Annotated in this window: 24 protein-coding genes; 12 read left to right on the top strand and 12 right to left on the bottom strand. The window is 58.4% G+C overall.

What is annotated here, in order from left to right; genetic code table 11:
- The first annotated feature begins 21 nt into the window (after positions 1-21).
- On the top strand, positions 22-654 hold the full coding sequence (locus ACR0KC_RS16765; protein ID WP_480707093.1) for a hypothetical protein: 633 nt from the start codon (positions 22-24) through the stop codon (positions 652-654).
- Here ACR0KC_RS16765 and ACR0KC_RS16770 read toward each other — a convergent pair.
- Positions 643-975, bottom strand: a complete 333-nt coding sequence (locus ACR0KC_RS16770; RefSeq protein WP_480707095.1) for an AzlD domain-containing protein — start codon at positions 973-975, stop codon at positions 643-645. The two genes, ACR0KC_RS16765 and ACR0KC_RS16770, sit on opposite strands and share 12 nt — an antisense overlap.
- Complete coding sequence (locus ACR0KC_RS16775) at positions 972-1682, bottom strand: AzlC family ABC transporter permease (RefSeq protein WP_170423672.1); 711 nt, start codon at positions 1680-1682, stop codon at positions 972-974. Before ACR0KC_RS16775 ends, ACR0KC_RS16770 begins: the two co-directional genes overlap by 4 nt.
- Between ACR0KC_RS16775 and ACR0KC_RS16780 the strand changes: the two genes are divergently transcribed.
- Genes ACR0KC_RS16780 through ACR0KC_RS16795 form a run of 4 tightly spaced genes read left to right on the top strand, consistent with a single transcriptional unit; the run spans position 1681 to position 5021 of the window.
- On the top strand, positions 1681-2622 hold the full coding sequence (locus ACR0KC_RS16780) for a formate dehydrogenase accessory sulfurtransferase FdhD (RefSeq protein ID WP_480772013.1): 942 nt from the start codon (positions 1681-1683) through the stop codon (positions 2620-2622). The genes ACR0KC_RS16775 and ACR0KC_RS16780 overlap by 2 nt on opposite strands.
- Complete coding sequence (mobA, locus tag ACR0KC_RS16785; RefSeq protein WP_480772014.1) at positions 2615-3271, top strand: molybdenum cofactor guanylyltransferase MobA; 657 nt, start codon at positions 2615-2617, stop codon at positions 3269-3271. Before ACR0KC_RS16780 ends, mobA begins: the two co-directional genes overlap by 8 nt.
- Positions 3268-3759, top strand: a complete 492-nt coding sequence (gene mobB, locus ACR0KC_RS16790) for a molybdopterin-guanine dinucleotide biosynthesis protein B (RefSeq protein WP_480772015.1) — start codon at positions 3268-3270, stop codon at positions 3757-3759. The genes mobA and mobB overlap by 4 nt, the downstream gene beginning before the upstream one ends.
- Positions 3756-5021, top strand: a complete 1266-nt coding sequence (locus ACR0KC_RS16795; protein WP_480772016.1) for a molybdenum cofactor synthesis domain-containing protein — start codon at positions 3756-3758, stop codon at positions 5019-5021. Before mobB ends, ACR0KC_RS16795 begins: the two co-directional genes overlap by 4 nt.
- Here ACR0KC_RS16795 and ACR0KC_RS16800 read toward each other — a convergent pair.
- The 3 genes from ACR0KC_RS16800 to ACR0KC_RS16810 form a co-directional block, all read right to left on the bottom strand.
- Positions 5018-6010 (bottom strand): hypothetical protein, encoded by a 993-nt coding sequence (locus ACR0KC_RS16800; RefSeq protein ID WP_170395720.1) that lies wholly within the window; start codon positions 6008-6010, stop codon positions 5018-5020. The genes ACR0KC_RS16795 and ACR0KC_RS16800 overlap by 4 nt on opposite strands.
- 14 nt (positions 6011-6024) lie before the next feature.
- Positions 6025-6495, bottom strand: a complete 471-nt coding sequence (greA, locus tag ACR0KC_RS16805; RefSeq protein ID WP_170395722.1) for a transcription elongation factor GreA — start codon at positions 6493-6495, stop codon at positions 6025-6027.
- 234 nt (positions 6496-6729) lie between these two features.
- Positions 6730-7110, bottom strand: coding sequence for a VOC family protein (locus tag ACR0KC_RS16810; RefSeq protein WP_170408363.1), 381 nt, complete (start codon positions 7108-7110; stop codon positions 6730-6732).
- An 89-nt stretch (positions 7111-7199) separates the two neighbouring features.
- Between ACR0KC_RS16810 and soxR the strand changes: the two genes are divergently transcribed.
- The 4 genes from soxR (at position 7200) to ACR0KC_RS16830 (ending at position 12063) form a co-directional block, all read left to right on the top strand.
- Complete coding sequence (gene soxR, locus ACR0KC_RS16815) at positions 7200-7655, top strand: redox-sensitive transcriptional activator SoxR (protein WP_170395726.1); 456 nt, start codon at positions 7200-7202, stop codon at positions 7653-7655.
- A 136-nt stretch (positions 7656-7791) separates the two neighbouring features.
- Positions 7792-9438 (top strand): electron transfer flavoprotein-ubiquinone oxidoreductase, encoded by a 1647-nt coding sequence (locus ACR0KC_RS16820; RefSeq protein WP_170626187.1) that lies wholly within the window; start codon positions 7792-7794, stop codon positions 9436-9438.
- A gap of 104 nt (positions 9439-9542) precedes the next feature.
- Positions 9543-11255, top strand: a complete 1713-nt coding sequence (locus tag ACR0KC_RS16825) for a tetratricopeptide repeat protein (protein WP_480772017.1) — start codon at positions 9543-9545, stop codon at positions 11253-11255.
- The gene (locus ACR0KC_RS16830) at positions 11245-12063 is read left to right on the top strand and encodes a 4-(cytidine 5'-diphospho)-2-C-methyl-D-erythritol kinase (RefSeq protein ID WP_480772018.1); all 819 of its coding nucleotides are present in this window, start codon (positions 11245-11247) and stop codon (positions 12061-12063) included. The genes ACR0KC_RS16825 and ACR0KC_RS16830 overlap by 11 nt, the downstream gene beginning before the upstream one ends.
- Here the strand turns inward: ACR0KC_RS16830 and ACR0KC_RS16835 are convergent.
- Positions 12056-13054 carry a polyprenyl synthetase family protein gene (locus tag ACR0KC_RS16835; protein ID WP_480772019.1) on the bottom strand — a complete coding sequence of 333 codons (999 nt, stop codon included), beginning with the start codon at positions 13052-13054 and terminating at the stop codon, positions 12056-12058. The two genes, ACR0KC_RS16830 and ACR0KC_RS16835, sit on opposite strands and share 8 nt — an antisense overlap.
- A gap of 56 nt (positions 13055-13110) precedes the next feature.
- Here ACR0KC_RS16835 and ACR0KC_RS16840 point away from each other — a divergent pair, with 56 nt between their 5' ends.
- From ACR0KC_RS16840 to ACR0KC_RS16850, 3 genes are all read left to right on the top strand, one after another.
- Positions 13111-13326 (top strand): putative signal transducing protein, encoded by a 216-nt coding sequence (locus tag ACR0KC_RS16840; protein ID WP_008755664.1) that lies wholly within the window; start codon positions 13111-13113, stop codon positions 13324-13326.
- Positions 13323-14090 carry a tRNA1(Val) (adenine(37)-N6)-methyltransferase gene (locus ACR0KC_RS16845; protein WP_480707104.1) on the top strand — a complete coding sequence of 256 codons (768 nt, stop codon included), beginning with the start codon at positions 13323-13325 and terminating at the stop codon, positions 14088-14090. Before ACR0KC_RS16840 ends, ACR0KC_RS16845 begins: the two co-directional genes overlap by 4 nt.
- A gap of 124 nt (positions 14091-14214) precedes the next feature.
- Positions 14215-14379 carry a YdcH family protein gene (locus ACR0KC_RS16850; RefSeq protein WP_170395738.1) on the top strand — a complete coding sequence of 55 codons (165 nt, stop codon included), beginning with the start codon at positions 14215-14217 and terminating at the stop codon, positions 14377-14379.
- A 4-nt stretch (positions 14380-14383) separates the two neighbouring features.
- On the opposite strand, the gene yddG is transcribed toward ACR0KC_RS16850, so the two are convergent.
- From yddG to ACR0KC_RS16880, 6 genes are all read right to left on the bottom strand, one after another.
- Positions 14384-15250 (bottom strand): aromatic amino acid exporter YddG, encoded by an 867-nt coding sequence (gene yddG / locus ACR0KC_RS16855; protein WP_480707106.1) that lies wholly within the window; start codon positions 15248-15250, stop codon positions 14384-14386.
- Positions 15247-16194: a transcriptional regulator GcvA gene (locus ACR0KC_RS16860; RefSeq protein WP_170513880.1), complete on the bottom strand. Its 948-nt coding sequence runs from the start codon at positions 16192-16194 to the stop codon at positions 15247-15249. Before ACR0KC_RS16860 ends, yddG begins: the two co-directional genes overlap by 4 nt.
- A gap of 303 nt (positions 16195-16497) precedes the next feature.
- Entirely contained in the window at positions 16498-17220 is a 723-nt protein-coding gene (gene phbB / locus ACR0KC_RS16865) for an acetoacetyl-CoA reductase (RefSeq protein ID WP_170395744.1), read from the bottom strand.
- A gap of 187 nt (positions 17221-17407) precedes the next feature.
- Positions 17408-18583 (bottom strand): acetyl-CoA C-acetyltransferase, encoded by a 1176-nt coding sequence (locus ACR0KC_RS16870; protein WP_170395746.1) that lies wholly within the window; start codon positions 18581-18583, stop codon positions 17408-17410.
- 194 nt (positions 18584-18777) lie between these two features.
- Positions 18778-19611 carry an EAL domain-containing protein gene (locus tag ACR0KC_RS16875; protein ID WP_170395748.1) on the bottom strand — a complete coding sequence of 278 codons (834 nt, stop codon included), beginning with the start codon at positions 19609-19611 and terminating at the stop codon, positions 18778-18780.
- Positions 19612-19721: 110 nt separating this feature from the next.
- Positions 19722-19910 (bottom strand): hypothetical protein, encoded by a 189-nt coding sequence (locus tag ACR0KC_RS16880; RefSeq protein ID WP_170395750.1) that lies wholly within the window; start codon positions 19908-19910, stop codon positions 19722-19724.
- Between the last annotated feature and the right edge of the window lie 47 nt (positions 19911-19957).

Raw genomic sequence — 19957 nt, forward strand, 5'->3', positions numbered from 1 at the left:
ACAGCATCCGAGGCGCATCTCTTGTTTAGAATTCTGATTGCCTGCCTGTTGGCGGTGACCGTTGCAGGTTGCGCCGGATCGCAGCGCCCGCAGGCTGATCCCTCGGAAATCGTGGCCCGATCCTATCGTGATCCGGGGCCATCGACGCTGACGCTTTATACGATGATCAGCACACGCACCGGGTCGGGGGCACACACGTCGCTGATGATCAGCGGCAGCGAGCGGGTCATATTTGACCCTGCCGGATCGTTCCGGGCGGATGTGGTGCCGATCAAGAATGATGTCCTTTATGGCATCACGCCAAATGTCGAGCGCGCCTATCGTAGCAGTCATGCGCGCGAGACGCATTATGCCCGTATTCAGACGATCGAAGTGACGCCACAGCAGGCCGAGATCGCGCTGCAATTGGCCAAGCAAATGGGCCCGGTTTCGCAGGCTTTTTGTGCAAATTCGACCTCGCAATTGCTGCAACAGGTCCCGGGGTTCGAGCAAATCAAAACAACATTCTACCCGGTGAAGCTATCCGATCAGTTTGGTCAGATTCCAGGCGTTGTCACCATGGACTATCGTGAGAATGACTCGGCTGATCTGCAGCAGGGGCTGGCGGAAAACAATGCGCGCCTCAATCAGCTTGAAGCGGTCTCAACCAACTAGGTACAGCAGACCGTAAAGCGTGGCGGCCCCTGAAAAGATGGCCGCTATGACGTTCTTCGTCACAATTCCCACCGTCAACGCAACTGCCGCAGCCGCCATGCGCGGCATATCCGGTTGTCCTTCGGTGGCCGTGGGCCAGACTACCAAAGGTGCGATCAGGGCAGGCAGAATCGCCACTGCTGTGTATCTCAGGTGCCGCAGAAGCCAGGGTGGCATCGGGCGGTCGCCAACCAGCCCGATAAAGGTAAAGCGCAGAAGGTAGCTGCCTATCGCCAGACCTACGATGATGATCCACATGGTTGTCGGGTTGATCTGCGTCATGACTTTTTTCGCTCTAACATCAATTCAGCCTGCGCACCTGCCATCATCCCGGCTATCCCTGCGATCAACAGTCCAAGATTGAACGGCACTGCCACGCACAGCAGGGCGACAACAATCGCCACCAGCGCGGCTACAACATGCGCCATGGTGCGCATCATTGGTCCGATCATGGACAAGAACGTGATCGGCAGCGCAAAATCCAGAGCCCAGCTTTCCGGAATCTGTGCCCCCAGAACAGCACCCAGATAAGTGGCGAGTATCCAAAGCGGCGTGATCGGCGTGACCGAGCCGACAAAGTACGCCATGCGCTGAGGCACGGACATATCCGGTTCTTTCTCGAATCGGACAATCGAACAGGCGTAAGACTGATCAACAATAAGATAGGCTCCAAGGGCCCGTTGCCACAGCGGAGCCGCCCCCAGATAAGGGGTCAGTGAAGCCGAATACATGGCCACCCGCAGGTTCACAGCCAGGGCCGAGATCAGAACGATAACCGTTGGTGTATTGTCCTGCAGCAATTGCAATGCGGTGAACTGAGCAGCGCCGGCAAACACCGTGGCGGAAAAGGCCATCGTCTGGATGATATCCAGCCCTGCTTCTGTGGCAAAAACACCAAACAGAAGGCCAAAGGGCATGGCGACGAAGATAAACGGCGTCCCGTCGCGAAAACCTTTCCAGAAGTATGACTTGGATGTGGCAGAGGCCATGGCTAAATCCTATGGTGACGCGAGCAGCAGTAGCCGTCTTGGGAAGGGGTTGCAATTGGCCACGGAGATCGACCTGTCAGACTACCTCATTGCGCCCGATCCGGGGGCTGCCCGCCTGACGCGCGGTGTCGAGGGTGTGGACCAGAATGGTGAGATCAGTCAGATCTCGGTGGTCGAGGAACGCCCGCTGACCATTTTCCTCAACTCACAGGAAATCGTGACGGCAATGACCATCGGCGACTATCCCGAATACCTTGCGCTCGGGTTTCTGCGTAATCAGGGGATGCTGCTTGCAGATGATGAAATTACTCGGGTCGACTATGACGACGATCTGGAAACCGTGGTCGTGCGTACCGCGCGTGAGACCTCATACGAGGACAAGCTGAAGAAGAAGACCCGCACCAGCGGTTGCGCAGTAGGCACTGTGTTCGGAGACATGATGGAGGGGCTAGAGGACGTGCGCCTGCCACAGGTCTCGTTGCGCACCTCGTGGCTGTATGAGTTGGCGTCGAAGATCAACCGCACCCCGTCTCTGTACCTCGAGGCGGGTGCCATCCATGGCACGGTGCTTTGTCATGAAAGCCACCCGTTGGTTTATATGGAAGACGTGGGCCGCCATAACGCGGTCGACAAGATCGCAGGCTGGATGCTCTCCGAGGGTGCGACTGCGTCTGACAAGATCCTCTATACGACCGGTCGTTTGACTTCGGAAATGGTGATCAAAACGGCAATGATGGGCATCCCTGTTCTCGCTTCGCGATCGGGATTCACCGCCTGGGGTGTCGAGATCGCGCGCGAGGTCGGTTTGACTCTGATCGGCCGGATGCGCGGGCAGCGGTTCGTGTGTTTGTCGGGCGAAGACCGATTGGTGCGCGATGTTGATCCGTCGAGCGTGGCGATTGAGGACAAAAAACATCGCAGGAAAAGTGCCGATGGCTGAACAGTCGCAAAAACCGCTGGGGGTTATTCTGGCAGGCGGCCTCGCAACGCGAATGGGAGGCGGCGATAAAGGGCTATTGCAGATCGGCGGGCAGAGCCTGCTGGATCGGGTGATAGACAGGCTGCGCCCTCAGGTCGGCGGGCTGGCTTTGAACGCCAACGGCGATGCCGAACGGTTTGCTCGCTTGAACTTACCGGTTGTTTCGGACTCGATCGAGGGCTTTGCAGGGCCGCTGGCCGGTGTTTTGGCCGGGCTTGATTGGGCCGCTGAACAGGGCGCGCACTCTATCGTGACGGTTGCGGCGGATACTCCGTTCTTTCCGCATGATCTTGTGGCGCAACTGGTGAACGCATCCAAAGGGCAGAAATACCCCCTTGTTCTGGCAACCACCCCGCGCACGAGTGACGAGGCATTAAAATCCGGCGGCGGCAAGCGGATCAATCGGCACCCGACCTTTGGGCTCTGGCCGGTGGCATTGCGCGATGATCTGAGGGAGGCGTTGAACGCTGGATTGCGCAAGGTTGTCCTGTGGACTGACCAGCATGATGGGCGAGAGGCGCTGTTTTCGGCCCAGCCGTTTGATCCGTTCTTCAACGTCAACACTCCCGATGATCTGGCCCGCGCTGAAACCTTGTTGGAGCAGGTATGAGGGTCTACGGCGTCACCGGTTGGAAAAACGCGGGCAAAACCGGCCTAGTGGAACGGCTGGTGGCTGAAATCACCGGACGTGGGTATACCGTTTCCACCGTTAAACATGCGCATCATTCCGTCGACGTCGACCAGCCGGGTACCGACAGCCAGCGGCATCGCGCGGCGGGTGCGTCCGAAGTGCTGTTGGCATCCGGCCAGCGGATCGCACTGATGCAGGAGTTGCGTGGTGCGCCCGAGCCGAAGCTGGACATCTTGCTGTCGCGGTTGTCTCCTGTCGATCTGGTGTTAATCGAAGGCTTCAAACGCGAGCGTCACCCCAAGATCGAAGCGTTTCGCGCTGAACCCGGAAATCCGCTGATCGCCACGGATGATGAGACGGTTCGCGCGGTTGCAAGTGATACGCCTTTGGAATTGGATTGCCCGGTGTTTTATCTGGATGATACGGCGGCCATTGCAGATTTCATCATGGAAGAGGTCGGATTATGAGCACGCCGGATATCTCACCTCCGCCCTTGCGCAATGATTGTTTCGCCTTGCCTGCAGGGGTGAACTGGACACCCGTTGATGAGGCTCTGGCGCTTTTGCGAGACAGATTGTCGGTGGTAGCTGGGGTTGAAAACGTGCCCGTGATGCGGGCGGCGGGCCGAGTTCTGGCGGTGGACGTGTCGGCCAAACGATCAAACCCGCCTCAGCCCAACACCGCTGTCGATGGGTACGGATTTGCCGGTCCGGTGCCGGATGGACCCTGTGTCATGCCTTTGGTAGAGGGCCGGGCGGCTGCGGGTGTACCCTTTGACGGTGAGGTCCCAGAGGGCCATGCGATACGCATTCTTACCGGAGCTGCACTGCCAAAGGGTGTTAATACGGTCATATTGGAAGAGGATGTGACCTTTGATCATGGGCACATTGCATTCCGAGGTCCGTTGAAACAGGGCGCGAACACGCGAAAGGCAGGCGAAGACGTGGTTGAAGGCGCGCTGACCTTGCCAGTTGGGCGGCGTTTAACACCAACGGATCTGGCGCTTTTGTCGGCGGTTGGTCTGGCTGAGGTTTCCGTCCGCAAGGTTTTACGCGTCGGAGTGCTATCGACCGGGGATGAGTTGGTCGAGCCGGGTGACAGCGCCGGACTGGGGCAGATTTATGATGCCAATCGTCCGATGCTGCTGTCACTGGCCGAGCGGATTGGATTCAAATCGGTTGATCTTGGGCGCGCCGAGGATGATCGCGCGGCGCTGAAACAGCATTTGGATCGCGCGGCTCAGCAAGTGGATGTAATCCTGACCAGTGGCGGGGCCTCCGCCGGCGATGAAGATCACGTCTCGGCATTGTTGCGAGAGGCCGGGGCGATGCAGGAATGGCGCATCGCACTAAAACCCGGGCGGCCTTTGGCGCTGGGCATGTGGGATCAGACGCCGGTGTTTGGCTTGCCGGGCAATCCGGTGGCAGCACTGGTTTGCACGTTGATCTTTGCCTGCCCGGCACTGAACGTGCTGGCCGGTGCAGGCTGGCAAGAGCCGCAAGGCTTCGACGTGCCCGCCGCGTTCAAAAAGCACAAGAAACCGGGTCGTCGGGAATACCTGCGGGCGCGCATCCGTGAAGGACAGGCCGAGGTATTCCATTCGGAAGGATCTGGCCGGATCAGCGGGCTGAGCTGGGCCGAAGGCTTGGTCGAAATCGAGGACGGTGCCCGCGATATCAAGCCCGGCGATCTGGTGAGGTTCATACCCTACGGGAGTTTTGGGCTTTAATCGAACGTCCCTGCGACACGCCCCACCAGCATGAAGGCACGCGCTGTGCGGGTTTCGCTCAGGGCTGTAAGCTCGGCATCGCTGGCATTAGGTTCGAACTCGACGATCATATGGTCAAAGCGGCGCAGGAAATGGTGTGCGGCATCGCGAAAGATCGGATCCTGTTTCATCCGCGCCGCAGTCAGCGCCAGTGACGAACGGTCTCGAATGCCACCCAAGGCAGCCACCGACCGCCCGCGCGCGCCTTGGGCAAATTGCCGCCAGACTTCGGGTCGCGCCATATCGGGGCGCAGGTCATCCATATAGATGCCTTCCTGGCTGAGAAGGGTCAGAACATCTTGTGAGGCCTGCACAAGTTTCGAGGTCTTGCGATCTTTCAATGCAAGCCGCAGCGCGTTAAATCCCTCGGCATCGCTTTGCGTTTCGGGGAAGTTCAGGGCGCGGATAAAGATGTCGGTGGGCAACGGGGGCGCCATTTCTTCCGCTGAGGTGCCAAGTTCCAACGAAGTCTGATTGGCCATGTCCGGCGCGGGCCTTTGGGTGCGCCCGGGTTCACCGCGATTGGTCGAGAATGTCGCCAGCGCGCTCTCGGTCTTTTTTGCGCTTTCGGCGATTTCATCCAGTTTCTTGCCGACCGTCGGCTCATACGTGCTGGCCGCGCGTTGTTGCTGTACGACATAGCTGTTGCGGATCGCATCGATGGCTGTCTGCAGGCGGGCGCTTTCTTCGCGCATTACGCGGCTGGCGCGCATCGCGAGGGCTGCGACCCAGATCATTGCGACCGGCATGAACACCGCCAGGAAGGTGACGATGAACCCTCCTTGTTGCCCGCCGGGCAGTACCAGAAACACGACCGACACCACCAGCCAGATCAGGCTGAGAACAACTGCTGCGATCTCGATCTCGGTGACCGAACGGTGCGCCGGACGGTCGTAGATACCCAGCGAGGTGGGTTTCTCAGGTTCTTGCTCAGGTTCAGACCCTGACATGACAAACGCTCCGGTCAGGCGTATTCGATACTCAGAACTTCATAAGAGCGCACGCCTCCGGGGGTGCGGACCTCGACACTGTCGCCTTCTTCTTTGCCAATCAGGGCGCGGGCGATGGGGGATTTGATGTTCAGAAGGCCCGCTTCGATATTGGCCTCATACTCACCTACGATCTGCCAGGTCTTTTCTTCGTCGGTATCTTCATCCACCAACGTGACCTTCGCGCCGAACTTGATGGCCCCTGACAGTTTGGCCGGATCAATGACATCTGCCAGCGACAGGATGCCTTCAAGCTCTTTGATGCGGCCTTCGATAAAGCCCTGCTTTTCGCGCGCCGAGTGGTATTCGGCGTTTTCTTTCAGGTCGCCCAGTTCGCGGGCTGAGGCAATCGCCTCGATGATCGCCGGGCGCTCGACGGATTTCAGATTCTTCAGCTCTGCCTCGAGCGCGGCATTGCCCGAAGGCGTCATGGGGATCTTTTCCATTGTCTTGTCGTCCACGCAGAAATTGTTACGCCCCGCCGCACAATAGCGTCGGGGCGAAGGATGGGTTGGCAATTACCTGACCCAAATGAGGCGTGAATTGCAAGAGGGGAGGTGTGCGTTGTCAGTAAACTCGCAACTTAGCGCCGCCGTTCCGGGGGGCGGGTGCGTCTGTGGCGCTTTCCCAACAATTCTCCACTTCGCCAACGGCTGGCTTCGTGCCCAAGCCACAGCATCTCAATCATACTGAACCACTTCGAATTCGATGCCATTGTCATCTTCGAAATAGAACCGCTTGCCTGGCTCATAGTCTGCGTGGTTGTGCGGTTCAAATCCCGCTTTGCGGACCTTTTCCTCGGTGGCGTCGATATCCTCGACCAGCACACCTACATGGTTCAAGCCGCCCACGAAATCATAGCTGTTTTCGCCTGATGGCTTGGGATCGCCGGGGGCGTAGAGTGCCAGATAGGTATGTGGGCTGCCCACATGCACCGTATAGCCACCGGCAATGGCAGGGCCTTCCCAGCGTGTTTTCCAGTCGAAGACTTTCTGCATCCACGCCGCAGATGCCTTTGGGTCGCGGACCGTGAAATTAGTATGTTCCAGCGTCGCCATCATGGGATTCTCCTTCCAATTTGAGGCTTGTCCCGACTCACTGTAATTTCTAAACCTAACTTTAGGTCAAGAGATTTCTTTGGGAGGATGTAATGGTTGTTTCGGAAGGTCTGGCGATTGGAGCATTGGCCCGGCGCACTGGGTTGGCAGTGTCGGCGATCCGATACTACGAGGCGCAAGGTTTGATATCTCCATGGCGTAACGCGGGTGGGCAGCGGCGTTATCAGCGCGCCGATATCCGACGGCTAAGCTTTGTGATGATCGCGCAGCAATTCGGTCTGACTTTGCCCGAGATCCGCGAGGTATTGTCGGGCTTGCCAGGAAACCGCACACCGACGCCTCAGGACTGGAAGAGTATCAGCGAACGGCTGCGCACGCATCTGGATCAGCGAATCGATACGCTGATGCGACTGCGCGACAATCTGGATGGATGTATTGGTTGCGGCTGCCTCAGCCTGCCGAAATGCAAGCTTTACAACCCCGATGACAGGGCCAAATCCCATGGTAGCGGTCCCAGATACCTTATGGGGGACGCACCCGAAGCCTGAAGTGTCGAATAGCGGCGTTGTTACGCCGTGTTTCGATTGACCAAAGTCTTTATGACCATGTAATCAGCCGTGAAACAATATTGCGCCGACCGCATGAAGAAAGCGCCAATTCGGAAAGTTAGCTAAGGAGCCCGCGATGGCCGAGATTGAACGCGAAGCGATGGAATATGACGTGGTGATCGTGGGTGCTGGCCCTGCGGGCCTGTCTGCGGCCATCCGTCTGAAACAGCTGGATGCCGACCTGAACGTCGTGGTTCTAGAGAAGGGTTCGGAAGTGGGTGCGCATATCCTGTCGGGTGCGGTGCTGGACCCTTGTGGTCTGGATGCTCTGATCCCCGATTGGAAGGAAAAGGGTGCCCCGCTGAACGTGCCTGTGCATGAAGACAATTTCTACATGCTGGGCGAGGCTGGCAAGATTCGCATCCCCAATTTCCCGATGCCGCCGCTGATGAACAACCACGGCAACTACATCGTCTCGATGGGCAATGTCTGCCGCTGGATGGCCGAACAGGCCGAAGAGCTGGGCGTCGAAATCTTCCCCGGCATGGCCTGTTCCGAGCTGGTCTACGGTGAGAACGGTGAAGTCAAAGGCGTTGTAGCCGGTGTATTTGGTCTGGAGCCAGACGGATCCTACGGCCCCAACACCGAGCCGGGCATGGAACTGCATGGCAAATATGTCTTCCTGTCGGAAGGCGTGCGCGGCTCACTGTCCAAGGAAGTCATCGCCAAATACGACCTGTCTGCCGGTAAAGAGCCGCAGAAATACGGCGTCGGCATGAAAGAGATCTGGGAGATCGACCCGGCCAAGCACAAAGAAGGCAGCGTCACGCACACCATGGGCTGGCCGCTGGGCAGCAACGCGGGAGGTGGGTCGTTCATCTATCACCTTGAAAACAATCAGGTATATGTCGGCTTTGTGGTTCACCTGAACTACAAAAACCCGCACCTGTACCCCTACATGGAATTCCAGCGCTTCAAGCACCACCCGATGGTGGCTGACCTGCTTAAGGGCGGCAAGCGTGTGGCTTATGGTGCCCGCGCGATCACCGAGGGTGGCTACCAGTCGATGCCGAAACTGGTCGCACCGGGTGTTGCGCTGTTGGGTTGCTCGGCGGGCATGGTCAACGTGCCGCGCATCAAGGGCAACCACAACGCGATGCTGTCAGGCAAGGCCGCGGCCGAAGCCGCCTATGATGCCATCAAGGCCGAGCGTTCGGGTGATGAGCTGACCGCTTATGAGGCCGACGTTCGCGATGGTGCAATCGGCTCGGATCTGAAGAAGGTGCGCAATGTCAAACCGCTGTGGTCGAAATACGGCCTGACCGCCAGCCTGGTACTGGGCGGTATGGACATGTGGACCAACACGCTGGGCTTCTCGCTGTTGGGCACGCTGGGCCACGGCAAGAACGACGCGGAATCGACCGAAGATGCCAGCAAGCATCAACCCATCGACTATCCGAAACCCGATGGCACACTGTCCTTTGACCGCCTGACGAACGTATCGTTTGCGGCCACCAATCACGAGGAAAGCCAGCCTTGTCATCTGAAACTGGCCGACCCGGACATCCCGGTTAAGGTCAACCTGCCCAAATTCGACGAGCCGGCACAGCGTTACTGCCCCGCAGGCGTCTATGAGATGGTCGAGGATGAAGACGGGCCGCGATTCGTGATCAACTTCCAGAACTGTGTTCACTGCAAGACCTGTGACATCAAGGATCCCAGCCAGAACATCACCTGGACTACACCGCAGGGCGGCGACGGGCCGAACTACCCCAATATGTAGGCAAGAACACGGGCGTTGGCAGGGTCGTGAAGGCTCTGCCATTGCCTCTCGCCCAGCAAAGCCCTAGCTTGTCGGTCAGTCAACGACAGCAAGGCAGATTATCAGTGGTTTCCCTGGTTCGACGTGCGGCACTGGCCGTGATCCTCAGCTCTTCAATTGCGCTCCCTGCGGTATCGGATACCGGATCGGGGTCGTATCTGGCTGGACGTCAGGCGATTTATGAGAGCGATTATCCCGCTGCCGAGCGTTACTATGCGCAGGCGCTTCGCGCTGATCCCCAAAATCCGAAACTGCTGGAAAACGTGGTCGTCGCCCGGCTCGCCTTGGGTGAGATTGAGCGGGCCCTGACCGTCGCCGAAGTTATCGAGGAAAATGAACTGCCCAGCCAGGCCGCTCGGATGGTGATCGCCGCCAATCTGGTGGCAGATGGCAAGCTGGATGAATTTCTGGCCCGCGATCCTGAAACGCAAGGGGTTGGACCGCTGGTTGATGGCCTGATGATTGCTTGGGCTCATATGGGGCAAGGCGCCATGACCAAAGCGATGGAACAATTTGACGTTGTTACCACGCAGGAAGGTCTGAAAGAATTTGCACTTTATCACAAGGCCATGGCGCTGGCGTCAGTCGGAGACTTTGAGGGGGCCGAGGCGATCCTTGCCGCAGATGATGGCCTGGTTGCCCGTTTTTCACGCCGGGCTGCGCTGGCGCGTGCCGAAGTGCTGTCGCAGCTGGATCGCAACGACGATGCGCTGGAATTTCTGGATAACGTCTTTGCCGCCGGCAGTGATCCGACCATCGAAGGTTTCGTCACCCGGCTGTCTGATGGCGAAACGCTGCCCTTTACCCATGTCCGTTCTGCACAGGATGGCATGGCCGAGGTTTTCTTTACCGTTGGCGCTGCGCTGAGTGCGGAGGCCGCGCAGGATTATGTTCTGCTATATGCCCGGGTCGCGGCCTTTCTGCGGCCTGACCATATTGATGCGCTTTTGCTAAGCGCTGAGTTGTTGGATGGGCTGGAACAATATGATCTGGCGGTTGATGTCTATCGGCAGGTGCCTCCGGACAGCAGCGATTATCATGCCGCCGAGCTGGGGCGCGCCGAGGTCCTAAGTCGCTCTGACAGAAAAGAAGCTGCCGCCGAGGTCCTGCAAAACCTTGCCGCCCAAAGCCCTGATTTGCCCGGTGTGCATGTAGCCCTGGCCGACCTGCGGCGCCAGCAAGAGGATTACGCGGCAGCGGTCACTTCTTACGACAAGGCGATTGGCCTGACGGAAGAGGGTGCAGGCGGAAACTGGTTCCTGCATTATGCCCGCGGGATATCGCATGAACGCCTGAAGAACTGGGACGAGGCCGAGGCCGATTTCCGCCGCGCGCTTGAGTTGAACCCGGACCAACCACAGGTGCTGAACTATCTCGGGTATTCGCTGGTCGAGCGGCGCGAGAAATTGGACGAAGCGTTGAATATGATCGAACGCGCCGTCGCAGCGCGCCCTGACAGCGGCTATATCGTTGACAGCTTGGGCTGGGTGTTGTTCCGCCTGGGCCGGTACGACGAAGCAGTCGACCACATGGAGCGCGCCGTTGAACTGATGCCGGTCGATCCGGTGGTAAATGATCATCTGGGCGATGTTTACTGGGCCGTAGGTCGCGGGCGTGAAGCCGAGTTCCAGTGGAAACGAGCCCTGTCTTTCATTGATCCTGAAGATACCGACGGCGAAGCCGATCCTGAACGCATTCGCCGCAAGATTGAAGTCGGATTGGATGCGGTTCTGGCCGAGGAAGGCGCCGAACCCCTGAAGGTCGCCAATGAAGGCTGAGGCATTTGCCCCCGCCAAGATCAACCTGACCCTGCATGTGACCGGCCAACGCGCGGATGGCTATCATCTGCTTGATTCGTTGGTTGCCTTTGCCGATGTTGGGGATCAGTTGAGCCTCAGTTCCGGCCCCGAGCTGTCTCTGTCGGTCACGGGTGAGTTTTCGAATGGCGTACCGACCGATGATCGCAATCTGGTCTGGCAGGCCGCCGAGGCCGCAGGCTGGACCGGTCGCATTCATCTGAACAAACAACTGCCGCACGGTGGCGGTGTCGGGGGCGGTTCCTCGGATGCTGCGGCGGTTTTGCGCACCGTGACGAAGGGGGGAGAGTGGCCCGATAGCGTGTCGCTGTCGCTTGGCGCGGATGTCCCGGTATGCATACATGCTGCTGCAGCGCGTATGCGCGGGATTGGTGAACAGATTGAGCCGATGGCGTTGCCGCCCCTCCCGGCGCTTTTGGTAAATCCGGGTATTGAAGTTTCCACCGGCCCGGTGTTTTCCGCTTTGCACAGCAGAGACAACGCACCGATGCCTGCTGAGATCCCTGCATTCAAAACACCCGAAGACTGCGCTACGTGGTTGCAGGTTCAGCGGAATGATTTAGAGGCACCTGCAATATCTGTAGCGCCGGGCATTGCGGAGGTCATAGCGGCGTTGGAAGGCACCCGAGACGCGTTGATGGTTCGTATGTCGGGTTCAGGCTCAACCTGTTTCGCACTTTATCCAACGCTCAAAGCAGCCCATTTTGCCGCCTATGAGATCGGCGCGGCCCAACCCGGCTGGTGGTACCGCGCAACGACGCTCAGTTAAGGCGCGATACGACGTAATCGGCCAGATCGCCTAACAGGGTGCGGATTTCGTGATCCGGAAGAGGCGCCAGCGCAGCCTTGGCCTTGGCCGCCCAACCAAACGCATCCGCGCGGGTTGCATCCAGCGTGCGGTATTTGGCCATCAGCGACAAAGCGTGATCCAGATCGCCCTCTTCCTGCCGCCCGCGACCGATCGTCCGTTCCCAAAACGCGTGTTCCTCGGCAGTTGCCTGAGCCACGGCTTTGATCACTGGCAGGGTCAATTTTCGTTCACGGAAGTCGTCGCCGACGTTTTTGCCTGTGGCCGCACTATCGCCTTGATAATCCAGAAGATCATCAGCGATCTGGAACGCGATTCCGAGCGCATCGCCATAGTGATACAGCGCCTTGACCTGCGCCTCGGTCGCGCCTGCGATCACACCACCCACTTCGGTTGCGGCAGAAAACAGCGCCGCTGTCTTGCCGCGCACAACCTGCAGGTAGACACTTTCATCCGTGCCCAGATCGGTGGCCGCTGTCATCTGCAGCACCTCGCCTTCGGCAATTGTGGCCGACGCATTTGCAAGGATATCCAGAACCCGCAACGAACCGGTTTCGACCATCAACTGAAAGCTGCGGGAAAACAGGTAATCTCCAACCAGAACACTGGATTTATTGTCCCATAGCAGGTTTGCCGTGGGTCGCCCGCGCCGCTGCCCGCTTTCATCGACGACATCGTCATGCAGCAGGGTTGCGGTATGAATGAACTCGACCGTTGCAGCCAGATTGATGTGATGGTCGCCTGAATAGCCGAACAGCTGCGCCGCCGCCAGGGTCAGCATCGGGCGCAGACGCTTACCGCCCGCCTCGACCAGGTGTGCGGTCACTTCGGGAATGCGCGGGGCATGTTCCGACGCCATACGCGTCCGAATCAGCGTATTTACTGCGGCCATTTCGCCCGCAAGCATCTCTGCCAGACGCTCATGCGGTTTCGAGATCGTGCTGACGTTCATCACTCTCCTGATACAAGGCTCGACATCCCTGTCACCTTGCCCTTACATCCATCCCCATGAAAGAACTATTGCGCAGCACCGATCCGACAATCCTAGCCTTTGCAACGGCTCTCCTTGAGGGCGAGGATATAGACTGCTTTCAGATGGACGTAAATATGAGCATCCTAGAAGGCGGCATCGGAATCTTTCCCCGTCGCCTAATGGTGCGGGCAGATGATCTGACCCGCGCCGAACGGGTCATGCGCGATAACGAGATCCCGCTGGGGCGATGAGCAGCTTTTCCGACAGTGATCTGACCTGCAATGATTTTCTGGGCGGGCGTGTGCGTCTGTGGCAGCCGCGCTCAGGATATCGTGCAGGGGTCGATCCGGTCTTACTGGCGGCATCGGTCCCGGCACAAGCTGGCCAGTCGGTGCTGGAATTGGGCTGCGGGGCAGGGGCTGCTATTCAGTGCCTAATGGCACGAGTGCCCCACCTGAAGGCAACTGGGGTTGAACTGCAGGCTGGCTATGCAGATCTGGCCCGCCGCAATTCGGAACAAAACGCAGCGATCACCGTGGTTGAGGCGGATTTGAACGCACTACCGAATGATCTGCGACAAGAACAGTTCGATCATGTGATCGCCAATCCGCCCTACTACCGGGCAGGCGCGCACAGCCCTGCCACCGATGCGGGACGGCAGATCGCACTGGGTGAAGACACGCCGCTTGAGGACTGGATCAATGTCGCCGCCCGACGTCTGGCGCCGCGCGGTTATCTTCACATGATCCAGAGGGCAGACCGGCTGCCCGATATGCTTGCGGGGTGCGCGGGCCGCTTGGGCTCGGTTCAGGTGCTGCCTCTGGCTCCCCGTGCGGATCGCGCGGCTGAGCTGGTGATATTGCGCGCCAGAAAGGGCGGGCGCGCCGCTTTTCGGCTACATGCACCGCTGATTCTGCACCTCGGTGACCGGCACTTAGAAGACGGTGAAAGCTATACCCCCAAGGTCTCGGCGGTGTTGCGCGATGGGGCGGATTTGACCGGGCACTTTGCCTGATCGGCAATGACCAGCCGAATTTGTCGGATTTATTATAGATTTCGTGCGTCTGCAGCGTGACAGGCTGGAAATGATGTGATCAACTTCCTACGTGACACTTACAAACCAGAGAAGGAGGACCGCCATGAGCGTGAGCGCACATCTGACGGAGTTGAAGAAAAAACACGAAATTCTCGGTCTTGAAGTGGAAGAAGCGCAACGCTCACCTGGTATTGACGATCTCCATATCGCACAGCTTAAAAAACAGAAGCTGAAGCTAAAAGAAGAGATCGAGCGCCTGTCGACCTAAGGTTCTAGGCCTTCAGGCTGGCGCGGGCCGCGATGGCAGCGCCACCGGTGACAAACAAGGCCGCGATCGCCAAGCCCCAGGACGGGGCGGCGATCCCGGCCAGAACCAGTACAAGTGTCGATAACAAAGGTGCCGCGTATGAGGCGGTGCCCAGGATTTGAATGTCTCCGCGCTTGACCCCGATATCCCAGACATAGAATGCCAGCCCCACAGGCCCGAGGCCGAGCGCAAGGGTCGAGGCCCAGCCGAATGCGCCTTGCGGCCAGATCGTTTCTTCCACCGCGAAATGCAGGCCCCATGAGGCGATGGCCGTCAGGACGCAGAACACCGCGACCGAGCTTGTGGGCACATCGCCCAGCCGACGCGACAGTACTGAATAGCTGGACCATGTCAGCGCGCAGAGCAAAGCCAGCCCGTAACCGGGCAAGTGTTGAATCTGGAAGCCAGCGCTGCCTCCACCGGTGATGATGACGGCGGCTCCAGCAAAGCCAAGGCAGGCTCCGATAAGGTGGCCCGGTTTCAGATGCTCTCCGGGCAGCAGGCCTGACAGAAGAACGATCAGCAAAGGCCAGAGATAAGCGATAAGCCCAGCCTCGGCTGCAGGGGCCATGCGAAGGGCTGAAAAGTACAGCGCGTGGTAGCCAAAAAGGCCAATTGATCCAAGCAGGTATGTCGTCCACGCGACCCGGCGCAGTTGACCCAGCCCGCCGCTGGCGAATGTCCAAATCAGACCCAGCGTACCGCCGATGGTAAAACAGATCGCGTTCAACAACAAAGGCGGCGTCGGGGCCGAACCCACAGTGAACAGCGCCAGCAGAGACCATAGCAAAACGGCGACAAAACCAATCGCGGTCGCGCCCATTCTGCTCATTCACCAGCTACCTTCTCAACAGGGATGATTTCAAACTCATCCGATATATGCGCGGTCTTTTCAATCTCGGAAATGAACCAGTCGCGGAACGCTGCGATCTGCGGTCGCTTCTCTGCCCCTTGCAGGCAGAGGAAACGAAATCGCCCGGCGGTCTCCAGTGCCACTTTGAACGGCGCGACCAGTCGCCCTTCGGTCAGGTCTTTCAGGATCATGGCGCGCCGCCCCAGAACCACGCCCACCCCGGCCACGGCAGCGTCGATGGCGTGATCGGCGTTCGAAAAATGCGCCCCATGGGTCGGAGTGAAATCCAATCCAACCGCACGGAACCACGCGGGCCAGTCGCAACGCGGCTTGAGAAAACTGATCGAATCGTCATGGATCAGGGGGGCGTCGCGCAACGACGCTGGCGTGGGGAATTGTTCGGCCAGCTCCGGGGTCATAACCGGTGTCAGCCACTCCTTGCGGACGGGAACCGAATAGAGCCCCTCATCCGGCCCGTAGCCAAAGCGGATCGCCACGTCCACGTCATCCCGTTCAAGGTCCATGTTGCGCAGAGTGGCCGAGAATTTCAGGTCAATCCCCGGATTTGCACGGGCAAACTCATAAAGGCGCGGTGCCAGCCATTTCGCCGTCAGGGCAGGGCCTGCTGTAACCGTGAGGCTGGTTTCATCCTGCAGCCTCCGCGTCGCCTGCCACGCGGCTTGCAGGGCGGCAAAGCCATCTGCGGTTCCGGGTGCCAATGTGCGCCCGGCTTCGGTCAGTTCGACAGCGCGATTGAGCCGGCGAAACACGGGGTGGCCCAGATGCTCTTCTAACGACTTGATTTGAAAGGACAGAGCCGCAGGTGTCACATTCAGTTCCTCCGCCGCCTTGGCAAACGACATATGTCGTGCGGCGGCATCGAAGGCGCGCAAAGCAGTCAGCGGAGGCAGGCGGTCGGTCATGTCGGTTAAGTTTTTCTGAACTGAAGGATCGAAAACTCTCGTTTGTGCAATTTAAAATCAAAGGCCATGTTGATGGCAAGTCAAAACCAACTTGATTGAGAAGGGTTCAGCATGATCGAGATGACAACAAACCCAGCCATTCAGAACGCCATTCACCGCGCGCATGAAGAGCGCGGCAAGGCGGTTGTAGGATTCTGGTCCTGGCTATTCGGTTCCCGCTGATCGCAGCGCGCGTGATCTTACGGGATAAAAGAAGGGCCGGTCCTTGATGGACCGGCCCGTTTTCATTCTCAGATCGTCGGTTTAGACGAAGAACTGTGCACCGTTTGCGGAAATGGTCGAGCCGTTGATGAACTGCGAATCGTCTGAAGCCAGGAAGGCCACGCAACGCGCGATTTCTTCCGGTTCACCCAGACGACCAGCCGGGATTTGACCGATGATCGATTCGCGCACTTTTTCCGGCACCGCCATGACCATTTCGGTCGCGATATAACCGGGGCAGATCGCGTTGGCCGTGATACCGGCCCGCGCACCTTCCTGCGCCAGAGATTTCACGATGCCCAGATCGCCCGCTTTGGTTGCGGCATAGTTGACCTGCGCAAACTGGCCTTTCTGACCGTTGATCGAGCTGATCACGATGATACGACCAAATTTACGCTCGCGCATACCCGGCCATACCGGGTGCACGGTGTTGAAAACACCAGTCAGATTGGTGTCGATGACCTGATGCCACTGTTCAGGTGTCATCTTGTGGAACGGTGCGTCGCGGGTGATACCGGCGTTGGCGACCACGATGTCGATCGGGCCAACCTCGGCCTCGACTTTTTCGATGCCCGCTTTGGATTCGTCGTAATCCGCAACATTCCATTTATAGGTTTTGATACCGGTTTCGTCGGTGAACTTTGCGGCGGCTTCGTCATTGCCTGCATAAGTGGCGGCAACATTGTATCCTTCGGCCTTCAGCGCCTTGGAAATTGCTGCGCCGATGCCGCGGGAACCGCCGGTTACGAGTGCTGTACGTGCCATTTAGGACTCCTCCAAATTTAGTCGTCTTGGTAATTCTGTTACTCTGAGAGTTAAGGATGCGCAATATCGTTTCGTGATCGATCTTGTCTTTCTGTCCGGCGATTTTGTCGCATCTAAGCGGTATGATCCGATTGTAACAAAAAAGGGCGCCCAGTGGACGCCCTTTTGTATTTAGTTTTCAGCGCACTTAGTCACGCTCCACACACAGGGCGACACCCATGCCGCCGCCGATGCAGAGGGTCGCGAGACCTTTCTTGGCATCCCGGCGCTTCATTTCGAACAGCAGGGTGTTCAGAACCCGGCAGCCGGACGCGCCGATTGGGTGTCCGATGGCAATTGCACCACCGTTGACGTTTACGATCGACGGATCCCAACCCATGTCTTTGTTTACAGCGCAGGCTTGCGCTGCGAAGGCTTCGTTTGCTTCGACCAGATCCAGATCATCGACCGACCATCCAGCTTTCTCCAGAGCCTTGCGCGAAGCGTAGATCGGGCCAACGCCCATGATCGACGGGTCAAGTCCGGCGGTCGCGTAGGATGCAATTCGGGCCAAGGGCTCAATCCCACGCTTTTCGGCATTCTCAGCCGACATCAGCAGGGTGGCAGCGGCACCGTCATTCAGGCCCGAAGCGTTTGCGGCCGTGACAGAACCGTCCTTGGCGAAGGCGGGGCGCAGTTTGCCCATGGCTTCGATTGTCGCGCCGTGGCGGATGTATTCGTCCTTGTCCATCACGATGTCGCCCTTGCGGGTCTTGATGGTGAAGGGCACGATTTCATCGGCGAACTTGCCAGCGTTCTGGGCCGCTTCGGCTTTGTTTTGCGAGGCGACCGCAAATTCATCCTGCATATCGCGGCTGATCTGCCATTTCTCGGCGACGTTCTCAGCCGTTTGACCCATGTGATAGCCGTTGAAGGCATCCCACAGACCATCGCGGATCATCGTGTCGATGTATTTCATGTCACCCATCTTATGACCGGCGCGCAGGGCGGCGGCATGGGGCGACAGGGTCATGTTTTCTTGTCCACCAGCGGCAACGATGTCGGCATCGCCCAATTGGATATGCTGTGCACCCAGAGCAACAGCACGCAGACCCGAACCGCAGACCTGGTTGATGCCCCAAGCCGCGCTTTCCTGCGGCAGGCCCGCATTTATATGCGCCTGGCGCGCTGGGTTCTGACCTTGGGCGGCAGTCAGGACCTGGCCCATGATGGTTTCGCTTACTTCGCCCTTGTCGATCCCGGCACGTTCGACAACTGCTTCAAGGACGGCAGCGCCCAAATCATGTGCGGGGGTGTTCGCAAACGAACCGCTAAAGCTACCGACGCCCGTACGTGCGGCGGATGCGATTACTACGTTGGTCATAAAGTCAATCCTTTACCGTCATGGTCCTGTGGGAAATCTGACGGCGCGGTTTGAGGAGAAGTCTTCTCCGGGTGCAAGAGCGCCTCGTGATCCCCCGCTCAAGCATCTTCTGCAATAGCGCAATGCTGCATCTGCAGCAACGGACAGCTTGTCTCAGAGTGAGCCTTGGCGGTGTTCCGCGCGACCAGCTGCTATCAACTGCCCGTTTTTGCAGCTTTTTCCGGGCTCCAGGGCGGAGTGACTGAAGGCGCTCCATATAGAAAGCCCTGCAGACAATCGACACCGTTTGCGATCAGGAAATGAGCATCTTCGCCACTTTCGACCGATTCGGCAGTGACAAGAATTTCGAATTCCCGCGCAACTGCAATCAGTGCGCGCACCAGCGATTGATTGTCGGGATTGCTGCTGATGCCCCTGATAAACTGCCCATCGATCTTGGCGGCATCGAACAGAAATTCACGAAAGTGGCGAAAGCCAAAGTTACTGGCCCCAAAATCATCCAGCGCAAAGGCGATACCGCGGGCTTGTTGGCGATCCATGAAATCTACCACCAGTTCGGGCACCTGCATCGCCGAAGATTCTGAGATTTCCAGAATCAACCTTTCGCCCAAGCTTGCGTCTTTTTTCAGAAACCTATCCAGCACACGCGACCAGTTGGAATAACCGATGGACCGCGCGGACATGTTGATCGACAGGCGGATGCCAGGGTTGCGGATCAGAGTGCGCAGCCCCATTTCAAGCGCGACGCAATCAAGGTCCCGGCCAATTGGCGTGTTCTCAACCTGTGGCATGAACTCGCGCGCGGGGATGACGCGGCCGGTTTCATCCAATACACGGATGAACCCTTCGTAGAACGCGATTCCCTGAGGAGGATGTGCTTGAACGACAGGCTGAAACGCCAGCCTGCATTGTCTATGCTTCACGGCTTCGGTCGCCATCTGTACCACCGATCGATCCCGTGAAGTGACGGCGGCGCTTAAGGGGTCGTCCGATCCCTCGGGCAGGTCTGCGCGTTTCCTGTTTCCCATGACGTACCGTTCCCCTGATCCCGATGATTTTGGCCGGGGCCAGTTTCAGGGAAGACAGGTAAAACCGGGGTTAACGCTCAAAATTTTATCGCAGGTGGCGGGGCGGAAGATCAGTGTGTTGATTGCCAAGCATGACGCAGCGAAGCAGCCGCACCGATAAGCGCTCCTAAAAGTCCCAGCGCGGCCATGACAAATCCCAACCCCAATAGCGCGGGCATTGCTCCGTTGAGTGCGGCGGTCATTGTGATGACGAGGCCCAGCAAACCTGTGATCGTAGAAATTCTCATCAGCTTTGACATGCGGACCTCCGGAAATGCACTCTTAAAACATCTCAGGGGATATGGAG

It is taken from the genome of Ruegeria sp. CF3 (assembly GCF_056537365.1).